This is a genomic window from Glaciimonas sp. OK215 (assembly GCF_057787885.1).
Genome location: NZ_CM173544.1, coordinates 2,442,146 through 2,462,026 on the forward strand (window position 1 = coordinate 2,442,146; position 19,881 = coordinate 2,462,026).

Sequence of the window (19,881 nt, forward strand, 5' to 3'; positions counted from 1 at the left end):
CACATAGATTGGGTTTTCGATTGCAAAGATCATTTGACCTTTGCGAATCATGTGCATGAGTTCGATCCTCTTGACAATTAACGTTTCGACCGTACAATAACATCTATATGGATGGCATATGGATGTTATATGGATGGCAGGGGATAGGCATGAGCGTACACGAAATTCGTCCGAAGGTAAGCGAAACCGAGAAAATCACGATCAATCTGGGACTCGTCGATCTCGGACAAGTCGACCTGCTGGTGCAGGAAGGTTTTTATTCCAACCGTACGGACCTGATCCGCACGGCGATACGAAATCAGCTGACCGCGCATTCGGAAGTAGTGCGCCAGACGGTGCTCCGCAAGAACCTGGTGCTCGGACTGCAGCATTATTCGCGTGCCGATCTGGAAGCGGTGCAGAGGGCGGGTCAGAAGCTGCAGATCCAGGTTTTGGGCCTGGCCAGCATCGGCGCCGATGTGTCGCCGGAACTGGCTCTCGCCACAATCGAATCACTGGTTGTTCTCGGTGCGCTGCATGCCAGCCCAGCCGTCAAAAGCGCCCTGGCTGAGCGCATTCGCTAACTTCAACTCGGGGAAAACTCAATGAAGATGAATGAAAAAATGTTCGCAGTAATGCGCGAAGTGGCTTCCTTGCTGCAAAAAGACGGCGCCGGCGCCGCTACCGTCAAAATTCAGCAAATGCTGCAGCGCCTGATGCCGGCAGGCGGACGGACCGGCAAGGTTGCGACGCCGCGCCCGATGCGAGATATCAATCCGGCACCGAAAGCAAAAGTCGACAACGCAGGCGCGACGAGCGGCATCGTACCGGACTTGCTGGCCGGACTGGGCATTCAGGTGCCGGTGAATGACGGCCGATTCGAGATGCCGGGATTTGCGCGGCAATGCGAAATGCAAGATGACGTCGACACGCTCGCTCCCGGAAAATTCCTGGCCGGTTCCCTCACCAATCATGCCGGCACCCGCGCTTACAAGCTGTACATCCCGACTGCCTATCACGGTCAGGCGCTGCCGCTAGTGGTGATGTTACACGGCTGTACGCAGAATCCGGATGACTTCGCAGCCGGCACCCGGATGAATGCGATCGCGGAGGAAAAGTCCTGCCTGGTCCTGTATCCGGCGCAGGCACAGTCGGCCAACGGATCGAAGTGCTGGAACTGGTTCAACGCTGTCGATCAGCAACGCGGCCAGGGCGAGCCATCCATCATCGCAGCGATGACACAGGAGATCATTAAAACCTATCACGTGGACCCGGGGCAGGTCTACATCGCCGGCCTGTCGGCAGGCGGTGCGATGGCCGCCATCATGAGTGCGACCTATCCCGAGCTTTACGCCGCGGTCGGCATCCACTCCGGCTTGCCGTATGCAGCGGCGAATGACTTGCCGTCGGCCCTGGCTGCCATGCAAGGGGCCGGCACACCGGCCGCGCGCCTGAAAGCGATACCGATCATCGTATTCCACGGCGATCGCGACAAGACTGTCCATCCGCGCAACGGTGATCGCATCATGACGCAATCCTTGCCGCGGCAGGCTGCAGCGAAAGTGAAAAAAGGGCTGAAGCGGGGCGGCCATGCCTATACGCAAACGGTGCACGAAGACAGCGACGGCAAGGTGGTGGCTGAGCAGTGGCTGGTGCATGGTGCGGGTCACGCCTGGTTCGGCGGCAGCCGCCGCGGCAGTTATACCGATGGCAAGGGACCTGACGCTTCGCAGGAGATGATGCGCTTTTTTGCGACGCAGTCACTATAAATGTCATGCTGTTGAAGCAACCTGCTGCGTGCGGTCTCAAGCGTGGCCTTTCGTCGGCACGCTGTCCTCGCGGGCCTTCTCCAATTCCTCAAGATCGACCTCGCGGTCCCAAAAGATATACCAGCCCCTGCGCTGGTTCTCGACCACTTCCGGAGATTCGATCAGGAACTTATCCATGAATTGTTCGAAATCCGAAACGTATCCGGCTTTCCCGGTTCCATATCCTTGTCGCTTGGTAAACATACTTGCACCCGCACGTTCTCCGCTTAAGGCGGTGAGCAGAAAGAGAAAAAACTTTCTGAAAGGCATGCATCGTTCATCTTATGTCGGCAGAAAATGCGCGACGAACCACTCCGCCGCGAGTGAGGAAACCTGTTCGAGCTTGCCCGCCTCTTCAAACAAATGTGTCGCACCGGCCACGATCTTAAGCTGTTTCTCGCACGGCAATACCGCATAGGCGGCGCGGTTCAAGTCGATCACCACACCATCGAGGCCGCCGACGATGAGCAAGGTCGGCGCGCGGACCTGTGACAAGGCATCGGGGCCTGCCATGTCGGGACGCCCGCCGCGTGAAACCACGGCGGCGATGCCGTCTCCGAGTTCGGCGGCTACCTGCAATGCCGCCGCCGCGCCGGTGCTGGCCCCGAACAAACCGACTGCAAGGGCGGAGGTGCTGTCGTGTCGGCGCAGCCAGGCAACGGCGGAATCCAGCCGTTGCGTCAACAGGGAGATGTCGAAGCGCGTCTGGTAGCGTTCGTCTTCCTCCGGCGTCAGCAGGTCCATCAGCAAGGTGCCGATGTGCGCCGCGCGCAAGTTGCTTGCAACGTAATTGTTGCGCGGACTAAAGCGGCTGCTGCCGCTGCCGTGCGCGAACAGGACAATGCCGACCGGATCGGCGGGCAGTTCAAGCGTGCCTTCGACTTGAACCGGGCCGGATTCGATTCTGACCAATTGCGCTTGCATCGTGGATACCATCCAAAAAAACGGCGTGCTATAGATTTCATTTTAGTGAAACCAAATAGTGGATAACAGAAGATATTAGTGAAGAAACACAGTTTTATCGTTGCCGCAAACCAATGAATTGACAATCTATTAATTGCGATCTATATAAAAAATTGTTCGGAAAATCAAATAGCAGGCCGCCACTCCTACGCCAATTTCGGAAATTGTCCTACATAAAATAAAATCCTTTTGCCGGACAATCCTTATCGTCGAAGTCTCATCGATCGGTGGCATCAGACGCTTCGCAAAGTACGCGATGCCAATGTGGCACTTCCTAACCAAATGGAGTCCATCATGAACAGTAAAGTCATTTGCTCCGCCGTCATGGCGGTGTCGTTGGTCACCGGAGGATTTGCCTTCGGCCAGGATTATGGAAATCGTAACGATCGCGGTCGCAATGAACAGATGCAACGCGGCGATCAGCAGGATCGTCGCGACAACAACGATGCCCGCGGGAACGAACATGGTGCCGGCCCACACCGTGAATTCCATAGGGGCGACCGCCTTCCACCCGAATATCGGAATAGACAATATGTGGTCGATGACTGGCGCGGCCACCACCTGAGCCGGCCACCTCGTGGTTACCATTGGGTTCAAGCAGGCGGCGACTACGTTCTGGTAGCGATTGGCAGCGGCATCATCCTGCAGTTTATGCTGAATAATGACTGACATCCGGCGATCCTGGGAGCGCGACCCGTCCGGATCGCGACCATCCCCTCGGATATGGCCGGGAAATTTATTTTTGGAGCTTCGTCGTCGCGCTCCTGAGCTCCCGATAATACGAATTGACCCGTGCGGCATTTTGGCGAAAGATTCACTTATGCTTTAGTGCAAACTAACTATCTTTGGGTGCCATTTTGGTCATGCCGAACAAAAAAAGCAATGTGGGCGCGCTGACGCTGGCAGCTATCGGCATCGTCTACGGCGACATCGGGACCAGTCCACTCTATGCGATAAAGGCAGTGTTCGCTAAAGAACACGGACTGCTATTGACGCCGGCCAATATTTTCGGCGTGATTTCGCTCATTGTCTGGAGTCTGTTGATCGTGGTCTCGATCAAGTACGTGACATTGATTCTGCGTGCGGACAATCGTGGCGAGGGCGGAATCATGGCGCTAACGGCCCTGGCGCTGGCCTCGGTCGGCAGATCCTCGCGCTGGTACGCCTCTCTCATGGCGCTGGGCTTGGTCGGCGCCGCGCTGTTTTATGGCGATGGCGTGATCACCCCGGCAATCTCGGTATTGTCGGCAATGGAAGGGCTGAAAATCGCGACGCCTGTTTTTTCACCCTTTGTGGTGCCGTTGACATTGATCCTCCTGATCGGACTGTACTGGATGCAGGCCAGGGGCACAGCCCGGATCGGCAAATGGTTCGGGCCAATCATGCTGGTCTGGTTTTTCGCACTGGCTGCGATGGGCGTGATCAATATCATCAAGGCCCCACAAGTTCTGCGGGCACTCAATCCCTGGCATGCCGTCCTGTTCCTCAGCCATAATCACTGGATCGCATTCATTGCATTGGGCGCGGTGGTGCTGACGCTGACCGGGGCCGAAGCGCTGTATGCCGATATGGGCCACTTTGGTGTGAAGCCGATCCGCGTGGCATGGTTCTTCATCATATTTCCTGCGCTCGGACTCAATTACCTGGGGCAGGGCGGACTACTGCTGAGCATGCCGGAAGCGATCAGCAATCCGTTCTTCCAACAGCTTGGCGCCTGGAGCATCTATCCATTGGTTGGGCTGTCTTCAGTTGCCACCATCATTGCTTCGCAGGCGACTATTTCCGGTTCGTTCTCGATGACCAAGCAGGCCATCGCGCTTGGCTTTCTGCCACGGATGCAAATCATTCACACCTCCGAGGAAGAGATCGGCCAGATTTATATCCCAGCCGTCAACTGGCTGCAAATGTCGGCTGTGGTTTTGGCGGTGCTGGCATTCGGCTCATCGAACAATCTGGCCGCTGCTTATGGTATCGCTGTGACCGGCACCATGCTGGCGACCACGTTGTTGACCTTCTTCGTGATCCGTTATGGCTGGAAGTACAATCTGGTTCTGTGTTTTGCCGCAACGGGTTTCTTCGTGCTGATCGACGTCGCATTTTTCTCTGCCAATGCGCTGAAAATTTTCCACGGCGGCTGGTTCCCCCTGTTGCTGGGTGCCGGGATGTTTACGCTATTGATCACCTGGAAACGGGGACGGGAGTTGGTGGCCGAAAATCTGGAAAAACACGCCATTCCGCTGGAGGATTTTCTGGCATCGCTGTTTATCGACCCGCCGATCCGGGTGTCTGGTCTTGCGATCTTCATGCGCGGAACCGGCGATGGCGTGCCGCATGCGCTGCTGCATAATCTGTCTCACAACAAGGTGCTGCATGACCGCGTGGTGTTCCTGACGGTATACAACCGCGATATCCCGTGGGTACCGCTGACCGAACGCGTGCGGCTGCAAGAGCTCGGGTATCAGTGCTACCAAATCGATGTCCGCTATGGGTTCAAGGATGCGCCGGATATCCCGAAGGCGTTGGAGGAATTGTCCAGACAAGGCATGTTTGAATTCAACTTGATGGATACCTCCTTCTTCATCGCGCGCCAGACGCTGATCTCGACGGTGGGGTCGGGTATGGCACGCTGGCGTGAGCACATCTTTGTGACAATGTCGCGCAATGCACGCGATGCGGCGGATTTTTACCGGATTCCGGTCAATCGGGTGATTGAGCTGGGGACGCAGGTCGAGATTTAGGCGATTGGCCTGCAGAACCTGCCTGCTATCTTCATGTCTTGGACTGCCACAGGCCAAGCATGGCTCCAGTCGGATCGGTAATGATGCTGAACCAGCCCATATCCTTGACTTCCGTGACATCTTTCATCACGGTGGCGCCGAGCGACTTGGCCTTCTGCGTAGCAACTGCGAGATCGTCGACTGCAACATAAGGCAACCATGCAGAAGATGCGCCGGGTATCAGCTGTGTCATCATTCCACCGCCCGTTCCTTCGCCAACCTCAATCATCGTGTAAGTACCTTGCGGCATCGGCATGTCTTGCATCTTCCAGTCGAACAGCGCTCCGTAAAATGTCTGTGCTTTACCAAGATCGGTCGTGCTCAGCTCCACATGTACGAATGGATTTGCCATGGTGTTCTCCTGAGATGTCGAGATGGCTTGCACCTGATATGCGGTATGTATGGTCGAAAATAACCAGACCCGCAAAAACAACATTTCACGCTGTAGGCGACGCGTCTGTTCGACCAGCGAAGAAGATGCAAGTAGTACAGCATAGGAAGAGAAAGGGCATAAGTCTAGGTATTGGGTCACATCCCAGACATTCCTTGGGCGAGGTTTTTGCGCGTCTGCGCGACTGGGAAATGAGGCAGTCATCGATCTTCGAACGGTCCGCCCGGCGGGAATCTATCCTACCGTGAACTGCGGACGTGGTGGCGATGTCGCTTTCCGGATTTTCTCCTGCTGTTTGGCCCATGCGCCATCGATGCAGATCTTATTGTATAGGCGACCAGCAGCCTATTGCTGTTGCGCCGCACAGCCATCGCTTTATGGTGATGAGTGGGCATGCTCGCGGAATATGCGCGCAGTTCGGCAGCGCCTGCTTCATCACCCGCTAGCCAATTCCGAATTGACATCAAGTCGGCGGAGCGTGCGCCGGAAGACCCCGCGCCCATCAGGGCAATAATCACGGGACCATTCGGCATGCTGACTTTGACCACAATGCAGTGACCTGCTTCGTTGGTAAAACCAGTCTTGGAGAGCAGGATGTCCCATCCCGGTCTACCTACCAACCGGTTGCTGTTGCGATACTCCCGCAGTCTCGCACCGATTTCCTCCTCGTAATGCGACAGCGTAGTAAATTCGTGGATCAACGGATAGTATGAAGCTGCATCGGTCATTTTCACTAAGTCGCGCGCGGTGGAGACATTCTGCGATGACAGTCCCGTCGCGTCTTCAAAGTGCGTGTGAGACATACCCAGTGCTTTGGCTTTTTCGTTCATCCGCCAGGTAAATGCTGGCTGTCCGCCATCAATATTGCGCGACAACGCGGAGGCCGCGCGATTCTCCGAGGACATCAGCGCCAGACGCAACATCTCCTTGCGCGTGAGCGTTGCGCCTACCGGGATACGAGACCGGGAATGTTTCAGTTGGTCGACATCAGCACTGTCGATGGTCAACGTTTCTTCCAATACGGGACCTTGGCCCAACACAATCATGCCCGTCATCAACTTCGTGAGCGAAGCGAGTGGTGCGACCTCATCCGGATTCTTTTCCAGCAAGACTTTTTGCTGATCGACGTCATACACGATAGCGCTGCGGGAGTGGATTAGCGGCACCGTCGCGTAAGCGACGAGCGGCGCGACTGCCAAAAGCAATAAACCGGCGAGCGTTTTCATTTTGTTTTTGGACAGCAAACAGGTCGTCAATTGTTTTTGGTCGAAACATCCGCCAGATGCATGCCTGGTTATTGAGCCGCTCCGGGTACTGAATAAATTACAAACTGCTTCACGACAGCGTTAAGTTAAGCAGCGTACGCGCCACGCCTGCCTTTTATTTTATGGAAAATTTCGGGCAATACCAAGGTGATCCGGTGCGTTTTCGAAGCGATGGTCTGCACATTCTGAATGGCGGGTTCAAAGCATCATACCGATGGAATGGGCGGATATTGTGCGCCGCTGAGCGGCGTTCGACCGCGTGCTGACTTTTAGACCTGCATGGCTTAGGCGCAATGACGGGAAATTCCTGGAGGTTGAGCAGCCGGTCTGCTTCTTTCCCCTTCTGGGAGAAAGAAGCAGCAGTGCTATCAACCGTTAATTGCGGGCGCTGCAGCGATCAACTCGCCGCCAACGCGATGACCTTTGATACGCAGCACCATCACTGCGGCGACAATGCATGCTGCGCCCATCAACATCGACGATAAGGTATAGCTACCCAAGCTATTGCGCAGAGAGCCGGCTAGCATGGTGGCGCTGGCGGCACCTAATTGATGTCCGGCAACGATCCAGCCAAATACGACCGGCGCGGCCAGTCTGCCAAAGACATCGTTGGCCAAACGAACGGTTGGCGGTACGGTAGCAATCCAGTCCAGACCATAAAATATCGCGAAGATCGGCAAGCCAAAATAGCTGAGACTGAATGCATGCGGCAAAAAAATCAGCGCGAGGCCGCGCAAACCGTAATACCAAAATAACAGCACGCGTGCATTGAAGCGATCCGACAGCCAGCCGGACATGGTGGTACCGAACAGATCAAGCAGGCCCATGGTGGCGAGAATGCTGGCACCGCCGACCGCTGAAATGCCATAGTCGCCGCACATGGCAATGAAATGCGAACCGATATAACCGTTGGTACTCATGCCGCAAACGAAGAAGCTGAAAAATAGCAGCCAAAAATCGCGGATTTTTACAGCTTTGCCTAAGGCATCGAAAGCAATCGCCAGTGGATTTCTTGGCTTGGCACGCGCTTCTGGCGGCAGGTCTTCCAACTGGCCGTAACTTTTCAAACCGATATCTTGCGGACGTTCGGGTAAGAATATCGCAACCAGAGGTATCGCCAATGCCGCTACGGCGGCTACCAGTATCGCCACCGAGCGCCAGCCGAAATGCTCGACCATATAAGCCATCAACGGCAAAAATACCATCTGTCCGGTGGCGGAACTGGCCGTCAGCAATCCCATCGCCAGTCCCCGGCGGGTCTCGAACCAGCGACTGACAATGGTGGCAGCCAATGTGTTGGCGGCGACACCGCTACCGGCCCCCACCAGGATGCCCCAGGCCAGTACCATATGCCACGGCATCGTCATGAAGGTGCTGACAGACGTCCCGACGGCCAGCAAAACCAGGGCGCCCAGCACGATCGGCCGTATGCCGTAGCGTTGCATGGCTGCCGCCGAAAACGGCCCGATCAATCCATATAATGCAATGTTGACGGAAATGACGAACGAGATAGTGGTGCGGGTCCAGCCGAATTCATGCTCCAACGGCAGGATCATCACCGATGGCGTGGCGCGTATCCCTGCAGCGGCAAGCAGCACCAGGAAAGTGATGCCGACGACTATCCACACGTAACTGAAACGTGTGCGTGACATGATGGTTTGTATAGTCTTATTCATAATTAAGAATGTTGCGATTTTTCAAATTTAGTGTTGGCATCATCGACGAGGCCCATCAAATCCTGATGTGTTTTTTCTCCTAATATTGTATTGATTTCGATTTGCGCTTTGTGCCAATTGGGCATGGATGCTTTCCATTTGCGCATCCCATCGGCACTCAAACTGACACCAAATGAACGCTTATCGGTCATCATCTCCAGCGGTAGATCGACTGTTTGAATCCAGCCTGCGCTAATCAAAGGCTTGAGAGCACGGCTCATCGTGCTGCGATCCATCCCCATGTTCGTCGCCAATGGAATCACCCCGATAGGTCCATATTTGCCGATCCGGGCTAACAACGAATATTGGCCGATGGTAAGTTCGTCAGCTGCAAGATAGCGGTCGTAAATGCTGGTCATCTTGCGTGTGAGTTGCCGCAGTTTTGAGCAAGTGCATTGGCTCGGCATGTTGGTTCCTAAGTATGCATACACATCTATGCATATGCATGCTAGAGATAAAATGCAGGTATGTCAATGTAATTAGAGAACATGCTTTACGCTTTGGCTAGGCGACATGCCTGCGCTGCTCAAGGGTTTTCTCAAACAGGTGGCACGCCCCGGATTCGCGTTTTCAGGTGAAGGGGAAAATCCGCTGAAATGCACGCCCTGATTTTCAGCTTGCGTCAATAAAAACAATTGTCACGATGGGCCAAATCGCCGAATATATAAGCAGACATCGCTACCGTAACAGGAGTTCGACCATGCAAACTGTCACACATATTCTCCAATCCAAAAAGGCCCAGACGGTTTGCAGCATTGCGCCCACTGCAATGGTGATAGATGCCATCAAGCTATTGGCAGAGAAGGGTATCGGCGCGCTGTTGGTAATGGAGGGTGAGCGCATCGTCGGCATCGTTTCCGAACGCGACCTTGCCCGGAAAGTCGACCTTCTGGGGCGTTCATCGAGCGATACCGCGGTCCGTGACATCATGACGTCTTCCGTCATGTATGTCAGCCCAGATCAAACCAATGAGCAATGCATGGCGCTGATGACAGAAAATCGGCTGCGTCACCTGCCAGTCATGGAGAACGGCAAGTTGATCGGCCTGATCTCCATCGGCGACCTGGTAAAAGATATTATTTCCGAGCAGCAATTCATTATCCACCAACTCGAACACTACATCACGGGTGTGCGGGCTTAAGCGATATCATGCCGGGGACAAGTGCTTCTAGCGTGCCTGGACGGCAGTAATGCAATACGTTCGGGTTCTCAAGTCCGTTGATACAAAGTTCATTGTCACGTGGAATAAGATTCAAATAAATCAATCACTTCCGAGCTTTGCACCTCGCAATTGCTCGCGACGCACGTCAAGATAGGCTACTTTCGACGGAACGAAAGTTTCACTAGGGTTGTTTCATATGAATTTACCTCTTGAACAGTTACAGAAGCGACTTTGCGAGTCGCACGTTGCAGTCATTTCTGGTCGAAAAAGTCGCTCAATGCATGTCGGCACTCTTTGAAATCCAGGTCGATACATGTATTCGCACCAATGTTGTTGCGCTTGGATTCAGGAGAATGAATTTAGACGACCGCAGTCAAGCAAATAGCGGGACATATCATCGCACCATTAAAAATCTGACGAACCTCCTCTTGACAAGTAAGATGACCGGTCATATTATGCTTCCATGCTAAAGCCAAACGTACACGACCAAATAATCGAAGCAGCATTGAAACTTCTTCCGGAGAAGGGCTTCAATGGTTGCAGCGTGCAAGACATCACTGTTAAAGCCGGTGTGCCAAAGGGGTCGTTTTACAACCACTTCGAGAGCAAGGAAGCGCTCGGCGCGGAGATTGTTGATTATTATGCAGCACGCGGCAACTTGCGGGATGTATTAACAGACCAGTCAATCGCGCCAATGGAACGATTAAGAAGATATTTTGTGGGGCTCAATGAAATGATCGTTAGCCGCAATTTTGAGCAGGGTTGCCTACTTGGAAACTTTAGCGCAGAACTATCAGATCAAAGCCCGGTCATCAGAAACCAGTTAGCCGGGGTCTATGGGAAGTGGACCAGAGTTATTGAGGAGACCATCGCTGCCGGCCAAGCCGACCTCTCAATAGGGAGTGAACTAAACGCACGGTCACTCGCCGGATTTTTGCTCAACGCGTGGGAAGGGGCCACGTTGAGGGCACGCGTTGAACGGAGTCGTGATGCATTTGACGTGTTCATGGATGTGACGTTTCGTAAAATTCTGACCTGAATGCCCGTCGTAACCAAGTTGACGGGTTTTTTTTCTGACATTTTTAAGATGACCGGTCATATCAAAGGAGATTTACATGACTGCCAAAAATCCCGCCTTATTTACAAATGCGCCGCTTTATTGGTTGGCGCTGGGTACTTTCGCTGTCGGCGCCGAGGGGTTCATGATTGCGGGGATACTCCCTTCGATCGCCTCGGACTTGTCCGTAAGTGTCTCAGTCGCCGGGCAGCTTGTGGCAGCCTTTGCTTTTGCCTATGCAATTAGTTCGCCGGTCTTAACGGCGCTTTCAGGCAGCATCAATCGTCGCAGGCTGCTCATCATTTCCATGTGCGCGTTCACGCTTGCCAACCTCTTGGCGTGGAGCGCAACCGGTTATTGGTCTTTGATGGGCGCTCGCATTCTGCTTGCGTTTGCGGCCGGCGTGTACGTTCCAAGTGCCAATGCCCTCGCGGGAGCGCTGGTTGCTCCACAACAACGAGGAAGTGCTCTGGCTATCGTCAATGGCGGACTTACGGTTGCGATTGCTCTCGGTGTTCCATTGGGAACCTTCATCGCCACCAGGTTCGGATGGCGCATGACTTTCGCTGGCCTTGCCATGATCGCCGCTATCGCAACCGCAGGGCTGAGTCTGGGCTTGCCCGGGAACATCGGAGCGGGACTACCCACCGCCAGCCTGCGCGAGCGAATTAACGTCGCACGGCAACCGGCGGTACTGCTGGCGTTATTGGGCACGACGCTCTGGGCGATGGGTGGATACACTGTCTATACTTACCTTGCTCTGTTTGTTCAAACGGTGACCACTATTCAAGGCGCGCATGTTGGCTACGTATTGTTTATGTGGGGCGTGGCTGCTGCGATAGGCGTGGCACTTGGCGGGACTGCGAACGACAAGTTCGGCTTCCGTTCCGTCATTCTGCCTGCACTCTTCTTTATGGTTGTTTCCTTCTTGATGCTTTCAGCAACAGCTCATCTCCTTTCGCAAACAATGGCGATTGCTCCTGTGTTCGTTGCAGTAACCGTTTGGGGAATAGCTGCGTGGGCCTTTTACCCCGCTCAACAAGCTCGCTTGATGGGTATCGCAGGCGTGAAGGTTGCGCCGATTGTTCTTTCGCTGAATGCCTCGTTCATGTATCTCGGCTTTTCACTTGGGGCCGGGGTCGGTTCTCTCACTTTGGCTTACAGTCGCGTGTCGAACCTGGGCTTGGTCGCGGCCACATTCGTCGCCACATCTTTATTGCTGACGTTGGGTACGACCCGTCGGAATGTACTCAAGGTCGAGTTGGCCTGAGAGTGGAGCTTAAACACAACTGATGACTCCAACAGATCAAAGGAGGCAACAACATGACGAATTCGTGAAGTGGCAAGAAGACCGGCTGGGAACGTCCCGGTCGTTTAACGAAAGGGCAAGAGCACGCCCTGCACCAAATTGCAGTTAAACAAACCAAACAAGAGGAACAGAAAATGAAACTGAGTGGAAATACGATCTTTATTACTGGTGGTGGTTCAGGAATTGGGCGTGGCTTAGCTGAGGCTTTGCACAAACTGGGAAATCAGGTAATCATCTCCGGCCGGCGTAAGGGCCATCTGGATGAGGTAACCAAGGCGAATCCCGGTATGCAGTCGGTGGAACTCAATGTCGAAGATCCTGCGAGCATCGCAGCGGTCGCAAAGAAACTGATTGCAGAGCACCCAAAGTTCAATGTGCTGATCAACAATGCGGGCATCATGCAGATCGACGATGCCGCGAGCACAATCGATGAAGGTCTCCTGGTGTCGACCATTACGACCAATCTGATGGGCCCGATCCGGATGACTTCGGCGCTGATCGAGCATTTGAAGAAACAGGATACGGCTACTGTCATCAATGTATCGTCGGTGCTGGGGTTCGTGCCACTGGCGATGACGGCGGTGTATTCCTCCACCAAGGCGGCCATACACTCGTACACCCAATCGCTGCGCTACAAGCTGAAAGACAGTTCGGTGAAGGTGCTGGAGTTAGCTCCACCCTGGGTGCAGACGGACCTGCTAAATAGCAATGACGAACCGCGGGCGATGCCTCTGGCACAGTTCATCGACGAAACAATCAAGGTCCTTGGAACGGATGCGGAGGAGGTGTTGGTGGAGGGAGCAAAGATGCTGCGCAATAACCCAGGACCTGGTGAGGCTGCGTTTGTGATCCAGTTCAACGACATGATGGCGCAACCGCCACATTGATCGGAGTTGGTTCGGGCGGGCGACGATGGCGCGTTGTGGCGACCTCCCTTCGAGGTGAGTTCTTTCTGCGTGCCATCGCCGTCCCAACAAGGCTGTAGATCAAGCTGCGGTGTGATCAGCGAAGCTTTGTTGATAGTACCGTAGGTGTCTCTACGGCAGAGAGCATCACCGTGAATTTGGAGAACAATATGAATGAAGCGATTGAATCGAAAAATAAAGCACTTGTCCTTGAGGCCTTCGATAGCTTGTTCAACAAGCGTGATTACGTGGCATGCGAGCGCTATTGGTCGCCCAATTACATCCAGCATAGCGCGCATATTGAACCCGGCCGCGACGGCCTGTTTAATCTCATCAAAAGCGCTCCACCAACGTTGAAGTACGAACCGGGCGTAATAGTGGCCGATGGCGATTTCGTGATCGTCCACGGGAGATTTTCTGGCAATGGCCGGCCGAAGAACTGGATCGCGGCAGACATTTTGCGCGTCATCAATGGCATTTTGGTCGAGCACTGGGACGTCCTTCAAGACGAGGCTTCGCACGAGGAGTCAAAGAGCGGCCTTCCCATGTTCGGCAACAAGTTTCCTGAAGAACTCTGAATTATCAAGCCGGGTTGTCATCGCCCAAATGAACCAACAGTGGAGAAAATCTGTATGACTGCGCAAATAGGCACAGACTTCAGCCGAGCATCGACTACTTCACCGGCAAGCAACATGCTGATGTTGACGACCCTGGCGATCGGCTTTGTGATGGCGATGATCGATGTCACGGCAGTCAATGTCGCATTGCCCGATATAGCGTTGAGTCTTTCGATTCCGCTGACCGGTCTGGTGTGGGTAGTCGACGGCTACACGCTGACTTTCGCCGCCCTGCTGCTGGCAGGCGGCGCTCTGGCGGACCGCTTCGGCCCGAAAAACGTCTATCAGGGCGGATTGACAATCTTCATTCTCGGCTCGGTTTTATGCGGCGCGGCGCCCGGAGGCTATGCATTGATCGCCGCCCGTCTGCTGCAAGGAATCGGTGCGGCAATGTTCATGCCGAGTTCGCTGAGCTTGCTTACGCATGCGTACGAGGACGATAAAATTCGTGCGAAAATGCTGGGCCTCTGGTCGGCTCTGGTCGGTGCGTCGGCCGCAGCCGGGCCGCTGGTCGGCGGGATTCTTGTGCATCAGTTCGGCTGGCGCAGCGTATTTTTGATTAACGTACCAATCGGTTTGCTCGGCATCGTGCTGGCCCAGGTACTCATTGCGTCAACGCCAAAGCATGCACGCGCACTGTCGCTGTTGAGTCACGCATTAGGTGTGCTGATCCTGAGCGCATTAAGCTTCTTGTTGATTGAAGGGCCGAGTCTGGGGTGGCTTTCCGTGCAGGCACTAGCAGCTGCCGCCACCACAGTCCTGGCGACAGCGGCGCTCGTATGGCGAGAGCGTACCGGCGCACATCCGCTGCTGCCGCAGGCGCTATTAGAGACATCTGGTTTTGCGGCGGTTAACGTGGCAGGATTTTTGAACAACTTCGCCGCGTTTGGTCAGATATTCCTGCTTGGCCTATATTTGCAACAGGCACGCGCTGCCGACGCATTACAGGCCGGCTTGCAACTGTTACCCGCGATGGTAGCAATCACGATTGGTAATCTGTTGTCGGGCCGCATTTCGGCGCGGATCGGCACGCGGAAACCGATGTTGGGTGGCTGGTGCGTCGGAGCATTGATGGCGCTGTTGCTGATGACCGCCAGGCAGCACTCGTCTTATCCATTGCTGATGCTCGGTGTAGTGACGATGAATATGGCCATCGGCGTTGCGATACCGGCCATGACAGCGACGGTGATGCAAATCGCCGGTCGGGCTTATGCAAATAGTGCCGCCGCGGCTCTAAATGCAAATCGCCAGATCGGGGCTCTTGTCGGAGTGGCGATGATCGGGACAATTCTGCACACAGTGGCCGACTGGGATGAACGGCTGCCGCTCGCCTTTGGCGTCTTTGCACTGGCTTACGGTGTAGCCAGTCTTGTTATTTACCGGTTTGTCGGCGTGCCAAAAGTGGCGTTGTAGGACTTCCACGGCTATAGCTGGCGGCGTACTGAATTGTTCGAACTCCGAAACATATCATATCGCCACCAACACGCAAGCCTTTCTCGATGCGGTTTCCGCCAGGCTGAGTCGAATATCGAGCGTCCCACGAGAGTGAGAGCAATTACCGGGACTTCAATGCAGCCAATCAGACCGTCTTGATAAACAAGGCGATCAGTTTGCGCGTCAGTCCCGTGTAGGGCGGGAAGAACATTTTGGCCAGCATGACGCGGTTACGCACCACGGCTCTCTCATGCGAGAAGGCCAGGAAGCCATGATGGCCGTGGCCACTGCCAATGCCGGAGTTGTTGACGCCACCGAAGGGTAAATTGCCGTGCAGGAACTGCACAACACAGTGATTGATGCAGGCGCCTCCCGACGTCGTCTGCTGCATAAGCTGGTTAATATTCGTCTGCTTGCGACTCCAGATATACAGCGCCAGCGGCTTGGGCTCGGCATTGATGCGGGCAATCACCGAGTCCAGCTGTTCATAGCCGATGATGGGCAGCAAGGGGCCGAAGATTTCTTCGCTCATGATCTTGGCATCGTCCGGAATGCCATCAAGCAGTGTTGGCGCGATATAGCGTAGTTTTGCATCGATTTGGCCGCCGGCCACCACTCGGGCACCGCGGGCGGTGGCGTCATCCAGCAGGGCCTGGATGCGTGCAGTATGGCGTTCATTGACGATACGCGCGAGGCACGGGCTGTCGACTTGCTGTGCGCTCTTGCCATAGGCGGCTTCAAGGGTTTCGACGCAGCGTTGGAGAAAAGCCTCCTTGACGTTGACGTGAACATAGATATGATCGGGAGCAATACAGGTTTGGCCATTGTTGGTGAACTTCGCCCACAGGATGTTCTTCGCCGCAGCTTCCAGATCAGCCGTCTCGTCAACAATGGTAGGTGACTTGCCACCGAGTTCCAGCGTGACACTGGTGAGGTGCCTGGCCGCTGAGGTCATCACGATTTTGCCGACGGCAGGTGAGCCGGTAAAAAAAATGTGATCAAAAGGTAGGTCGAGCAGTGCCTGCGCGACTGACGTTTCACCCTCGAACAGCGCTACCTCATCCTCGGCAAAGGTTTCGCGGATGATCTTTGCGATGACGGCAGAAGTATGCGGCGTCATTTCGGAAGGCTTGATGATCACCGTATTGCCGGCTGCCAGTGCTGAAACCAGTGGCCCCAGGCTCAGGTTTACCGAATAGTTCCACGGTGCCACAATCAAAACACGACCTTTTGGCTCGTACTGCTTATAACCCAAAGTGCCGATCATCATACGTGAGGGCCAGACTTTTTTGGGCTTCATCCAGCCACCCAACTTGCGGATGGCATCGTTGGCTTCAGCGATCACCGGCAGAATTTCGGTCAGTTCGACTTCGGCAGCGGGCTTGCCAAAGTCCGCAAAGCCGGCAGCAATCACGGCCTCGCTATTTGCTAGCAATGCACTCTTTAATTTCTTGATCTTCGCCACGCGCTCGGCCTGGGTGGATTGCCGCAGACGCAGAGCCGTCGCGCCCTGAGCTTCAAACACCCGCTGGATATTTTTCCGGGTGAGATCGAACCCGGTGTCGGTTTGGATTGAAATAGTGTTCATGGCTTACCTTTGATGACAGCGCTTATGCTCGTTAACTCTCCGACTGAATCATGGCTGATGCCTGGCGGATTGCAACCTATAAAAGTGGGCATACCGCCAGGATCGGATTAAACCTGCGCCGCCCCTCCATCGACGAACAATTCGGTGCCATTCACAAAGCTTGCCTCGTCCGAGGCCAAAAAGAGTGCGGCGTTCGCAATCTCGACGGGATGTGCCAACCTGCCGGCCGGTGCCAGGTTGGCGAAGCCATTCCTGACCTCTTCAGGCATAGGGGCGATGATCGGCGTGTCCGTCGTGCCTGGGGTCAGCAGATTGACGCGGATCTTACGTTCCTTGAGGCCGGCAGCGCAAGTACGCGCGATCGATCTGAGTGCCGCCTTGGTTGCGCTGTAGACGACCAACTCAGGGAAACCCTTCACCCCCGCGATGGAGCCAGTGAGAATGATTGAGCCGCCGTCGTTGAAGAGCGGGAGCGCATCTTGAAGGGTGAACAGCGTTCCCTTGAGATTGACGCCGACGATATGATCGAACTGAGCCTCTGTGATCGAACCGATGGGCCCAAAGTCGCCGACTCCGGCATTGGCGAACAGCACGTCGATCCGACGCTTGTCCGCCCTTACCGTTTCGTACAACCGGTCGCGATCGGCTGCGCAGGCGATGTCGCCTTGAACACCTTGGACGGTGGGGCCGATTTCAGCCACCGCCTGGTCCAGCTCGGCCTGGCGCCGACCGGTAATATAGACGAAGGCGCCTTCCCGCACAAAGAGTTTGGCGGCCTCAAGGCCGATACCTGAGCTGCCCCCGGTGATGACCGCGACCTTGCCCTCAAGTTTTTTTATGGAGGTCGTTGTCACAGTCGTCCTCCGCCATCAACCGCGATCTCCGCGCCGTTGACATAACTTGCCGCGTCGGAGGCAAGGAAGGCCACGACTTCCGCCACTTCCTTCGCATCGGCCATGCGCCCCAACGGTATGACAGAGGCGTAGTATGCATTCGTTTCTGCCGAATTGCCTGCGAGCATCGGCGTGTCGATCAGACCTGGAAAGACTGTATTCACCCGGATTCCCAACCGGCCCAACTCCTGGCCTGCACATCCGCTCATCCCACGCACGGCCCACTTCGACGCTGAATAAGCAAACTGCCCGGGCAAGTTGCGCATGCCTGAGATGGAGGAGATGTTGACGATAGAACCCTTGGTGGCTTTCAATGGCTCGATCACTGCCTGCATACCCAGGAACACGCTCAACTGATTCACACGGAAATGCGCTTCCATATCGGCCGCTGAGGTCTCGATCAGCGGCTTTGGATTGAACATGCCGGCGTTGTTGACCAGCACGTCTAGCTTGCCGAACCGCTTGATGGTCTCGGCGACAAGTTTCGCCCAGGATGCTTCATTCGATACGTCGTGTTGCATGAAGAAAGCGGCATCGCCCAGCTCTGCCGCTACCTGGGCTCCCTTTTCTTGAATATCCGTGACTACGACCATCGCACCTTCGGCGACAAACAGCCTGGCTTCGGCTTCGCCCTGGCCGCTGGCTGCACCGGTAATGATCGCTACTTTTCCGTTAAGTCTGCCCATTTTCGTCTCCTGAATTGATATTGAAGGCACTATAATACCATTTGGTATTTGAAAATCAATCGGAATTTAAAAGAAGGGATCACATGGGCATTGCGAAACTTGCACACTATTCCATCCGCACGACAGATATGGCGGCGGCACGGCGTTTCTACACTGAAATAATGAAGTTCCGGGTCGGCTTTCGGCCGATGTTTCCTTTTCCCGGTATCTGGCTCTATATGGGCGACGACGAATCGGAATTCGGGGTCGTCCATATTATCGGCATCGATCCAGATGATCCGGAAGGATTGCGTGCTTATCTGGGGGATCGGGGTGTAGAGGATATCCAGGGAACCGGGGCTTTGGACCACATCGCCTTTTTGGCTACGGATTGGCCTTCGATGCGCGATCGCTGTAAGAAATGGGGGGTTCCCTATGTTCAGCGCTCGGTCCCATCCTTAGGTCTGCATCAGGTCTTCCTTATAGACCCATCGGGCGTAACGATAGAGCTGAACTATCCTGCGGCTGAGGCAAGCACCTAGCAGCCTGTCGGACTTAGGAAGAATCGGCTGCAAAAGCGCCTGAGCGGTCCATATTTCACTGATTTTTTGGTCAATAGTCCCGCTATTGACACAAAAAATCAGCAAAATCTGTCCGCGCTCAGCCACTTTTTCGCTTCGATTCCCCAAGTCCGACAGACTGCTAGGACTGCTGTAGTTAGCGGTTGGTCAGGCGATCCAGAAGATCATTGATGATGCGCCCGGCGTCACTCGGAGCGCCGGATTTTACCTCCGGACGTTGAAGGCTCAAGCCATGCGCCAGGGCTATCAGGGTACGGGCCAGGTCTAACAGGTCGATCGGCGCTTCTGTAGAAGACGCTTCGAAGTAGATGCGGAGGATGCGGGCCAGGGTTTGCGTTTGCCGATCCTGGAGCGCATAGAACGCCTCGGCAAATTCGGGGCTCCTTCGTGCATGAAGCTGAAGTTCCACTGCCAGAAGTGGACAATCGCTGTCGGAGTGAGTGGTCATGAGCCATTCATTAACTGCCTTGAATAACTCCTTTGGCTCCAATTGGACGATTCTCTCCAATTCGGCCATGTCGCGTTCCATGTACAGGCTTAAAAGCTCAAGGAACACGCTCTCCTTGTTTGGAAAGTTGGAATAAATGGCCCCCTTGGAGTAACCAGCTTCCGCCGCGATAACATCAACGGAAGTTCCGCCATATCCGAATCGGGAAAACACATTTTCGGCGGCTTTAAGCAGCTGCTCCCGGGTGAGAGCTTGCTGCTGGGTTCGTGAAAGGCGGGTAGGCCGCATTAATACCTCATGTTTATTTTGTGCTTGCTTGTCATT

21 protein-coding genes and 1 pseudogene are annotated in these 19,881 nt (G+C 54.8%); 12 read left to right on the forward strand and 10 right to left on the reverse strand.

Annotation, left to right across the window (positions count from 1 at the left end; genetic code table 11):
* Positions 1 to 149 precede the first annotated feature (149 nt).
* Complete coding sequence (locus AC3CHX_RS10975; protein ID WP_488644047.1) at positions 150 to 563, forward strand: CopG family transcriptional regulator; 414 nt, start codon at positions 150 to 152, stop codon at positions 561 to 563.
* 21 nt (positions 564 to 584) lie between these two features.
* Positions 585 to 1,748 (forward strand): extracellular catalytic domain type 1 short-chain-length polyhydroxyalkanoate depolymerase, encoded by a 1,164-nt coding sequence (locus tag AC3CHX_RS10980; protein WP_488644048.1) that lies wholly within the window; start codon positions 585 to 587, stop codon positions 1,746 to 1,748.
* A 36-nt stretch (positions 1,749 to 1,784) separates the two neighbouring features.
* On the opposite strand, the gene AC3CHX_RS10985 is transcribed toward AC3CHX_RS10980, so the two are convergent.
* Positions 1,785 to 2,057 (reverse strand): DUF3460 family protein, encoded by a 273-nt coding sequence (locus tag AC3CHX_RS10985; RefSeq protein WP_488644049.1) that lies wholly within the window; start codon positions 2,055 to 2,057, stop codon positions 1,785 to 1,787.
* Between the two features lie 12 nt (positions 2,058 to 2,069).
* On the reverse strand, positions 2,070 to 2,711 hold the full coding sequence (locus tag AC3CHX_RS10990; protein WP_488644050.1) for a dienelactone hydrolase family protein: 642 nt from the start codon (positions 2,709 to 2,711) through the stop codon (positions 2,070 to 2,072).
* Between the two features lie 444 nt (positions 2,712 to 3,155).
* On the opposite strand from AC3CHX_RS10990, the gene AC3CHX_RS10995 reads away from it, so the two are divergent.
* Positions 3,156 to 3,419 (forward strand): RcnB family protein, encoded by a 264-nt coding sequence (locus AC3CHX_RS10995; protein ID WP_488644795.1) that lies wholly within the window; start codon positions 3,156 to 3,158, stop codon positions 3,417 to 3,419.
* Between the two features lie 194 nt (positions 3,420 to 3,613).
* Complete coding sequence (locus AC3CHX_RS11000; protein ID WP_488644051.1) at positions 3,614 to 5,488, forward strand: potassium transporter Kup; 1,875 nt, start codon at positions 3,614 to 3,616, stop codon at positions 5,486 to 5,488.
* A 31-nt stretch (positions 5,489 to 5,519) separates the two neighbouring features.
* Here the strand turns inward: AC3CHX_RS11000 and AC3CHX_RS11005 are convergent, their stop codons facing one another.
* From AC3CHX_RS11005 to AC3CHX_RS11020, 4 genes are all read right to left on the reverse strand, one after another.
* Positions 5,520 to 5,879, reverse strand: a complete 360-nt coding sequence (locus tag AC3CHX_RS11005; RefSeq protein WP_488644052.1) for a VOC family protein — start codon at positions 5,877 to 5,879, stop codon at positions 5,520 to 5,522.
* A gap of 278 nt (positions 5,880 to 6,157) precedes the next feature.
* Positions 6,158 to 7,144 carry a serine hydrolase gene (locus tag AC3CHX_RS11010; RefSeq protein WP_488644053.1) on the reverse strand — a complete coding sequence of 329 codons (987 nt, stop codon included), beginning with the start codon at positions 7,142 to 7,144 and terminating at the stop codon, positions 6,158 to 6,160.
* 407 nt (positions 7,145 to 7,551) lie between these two features.
* Positions 7,552 to 8,859 (reverse strand): MFS transporter, encoded by a 1,308-nt coding sequence (locus tag AC3CHX_RS11015; protein ID WP_488644054.1) that lies wholly within the window; start codon positions 8,857 to 8,859, stop codon positions 7,552 to 7,554.
* Positions 8,860 to 8,861: 2 nt separating this feature from the next.
* Positions 8,862 to 9,305, reverse strand: a complete 444-nt coding sequence (locus tag AC3CHX_RS11020) for a MarR family winged helix-turn-helix transcriptional regulator (RefSeq protein ID WP_488644055.1) — start codon at positions 9,303 to 9,305, stop codon at positions 8,862 to 8,864.
* Between the two features lie 85 nt (positions 9,306 to 9,390).
* Here AC3CHX_RS11020 and AC3CHX_RS11025 point away from each other — a divergent pair.
* The 7 genes and pseudogenes from AC3CHX_RS11025 to AC3CHX_RS11055 all read left to right on the forward strand — a co-directional run.
* A pseudogene (locus AC3CHX_RS11025) lies at positions 9,391 to 9,486 on the forward strand (NAD(P)H-dependent oxidoreductase); the annotation flags it as partial.
* Positions 9,487 to 9,598: 112 nt separating this feature from the next.
* Positions 9,599 to 10,039, forward strand: a complete 441-nt coding sequence (locus AC3CHX_RS11030; RefSeq protein WP_488644056.1) for a CBS domain-containing protein — start codon at positions 9,599 to 9,601, stop codon at positions 10,037 to 10,039.
* Positions 10,040 to 10,523: 484 nt separating this feature from the next.
* Entirely contained in the window at positions 10,524 to 11,099 is a 576-nt protein-coding gene (locus AC3CHX_RS11035; RefSeq protein WP_488644057.1) for a TetR/AcrR family transcriptional regulator, read from the forward strand.
* 76 nt (positions 11,100 to 11,175) lie between these two features.
* Positions 11,176 to 12,387, forward strand: a complete 1,212-nt coding sequence (locus AC3CHX_RS11040) for an MFS transporter (protein WP_488644058.1) — start codon at positions 11,176 to 11,178, stop codon at positions 12,385 to 12,387.
* A gap of 173 nt (positions 12,388 to 12,560) precedes the next feature.
* The gene (locus AC3CHX_RS11045; protein WP_488644059.1) at positions 12,561 to 13,313 is read left to right on the forward strand and encodes an SDR family oxidoreductase; all 753 of its coding nucleotides are present in this window, start codon (positions 12,561 to 12,563) and stop codon (positions 13,311 to 13,313) included.
* Positions 13,314 to 13,501: 188 nt separating this feature from the next.
* The gene (locus tag AC3CHX_RS11050) at positions 13,502 to 13,909 is read left to right on the forward strand and encodes a nuclear transport factor 2 family protein (RefSeq protein WP_488644060.1); all 408 of its coding nucleotides are present in this window, start codon (positions 13,502 to 13,504) and stop codon (positions 13,907 to 13,909) included.
* 54 nt (positions 13,910 to 13,963) lie between these two features.
* Entirely contained in the window at positions 13,964 to 15,361 is a 1,398-nt protein-coding gene (locus AC3CHX_RS11055; RefSeq protein ID WP_488644061.1) for an MFS transporter, read from the forward strand.
* Positions 15,362 to 15,527: 166 nt separating this feature from the next.
* Here the strand turns inward: AC3CHX_RS11055 and AC3CHX_RS11060 are convergent, their stop codons facing one another.
* The 3 genes from AC3CHX_RS11060 to AC3CHX_RS11070 form a co-directional block, all read right to left on the reverse strand.
* A complete protein-coding gene (locus AC3CHX_RS11060; protein ID WP_488644062.1) occupies positions 15,528 to 16,970 on the reverse strand; it encodes an aldehyde dehydrogenase family protein in 1,443 nt (480 codons plus the stop codon).
* Positions 16,971 to 17,077: 107 nt separating this feature from the next.
* Positions 17,078 to 17,809, reverse strand: a complete 732-nt coding sequence (locus AC3CHX_RS11065; RefSeq protein ID WP_488644796.1) for an SDR family NAD(P)-dependent oxidoreductase — start codon at positions 17,807 to 17,809, stop codon at positions 17,078 to 17,080.
* A gap of 11 nt (positions 17,810 to 17,820) precedes the next feature.
* Positions 17,821 to 18,549 (reverse strand): SDR family NAD(P)-dependent oxidoreductase, encoded by a 729-nt coding sequence (locus tag AC3CHX_RS11070; RefSeq protein WP_488644063.1) that lies wholly within the window; start codon positions 18,547 to 18,549, stop codon positions 17,821 to 17,823.
* A gap of 83 nt (positions 18,550 to 18,632) precedes the next feature.
* On the opposite strand from AC3CHX_RS11070, the gene AC3CHX_RS11075 reads away from it, so the two are divergent.
* Positions 18,633 to 19,070: a VOC family protein gene (locus AC3CHX_RS11075; RefSeq protein WP_488644064.1), complete on the forward strand. Its 438-nt coding sequence runs from the start codon at positions 18,633 to 18,635 to the stop codon at positions 19,068 to 19,070.
* A gap of 175 nt (positions 19,071 to 19,245) precedes the next feature.
* On the opposite strand, the gene AC3CHX_RS11080 is transcribed toward AC3CHX_RS11075, so the two are convergent.
* On the reverse strand, positions 19,246 to 19,845 hold the full coding sequence (locus AC3CHX_RS11080; protein WP_488644065.1) for a TetR/AcrR family transcriptional regulator: 600 nt from the start codon (positions 19,843 to 19,845) through the stop codon (positions 19,246 to 19,248).
* Positions 19,846 to 19,881: the final 36 nt, after the last annotated feature.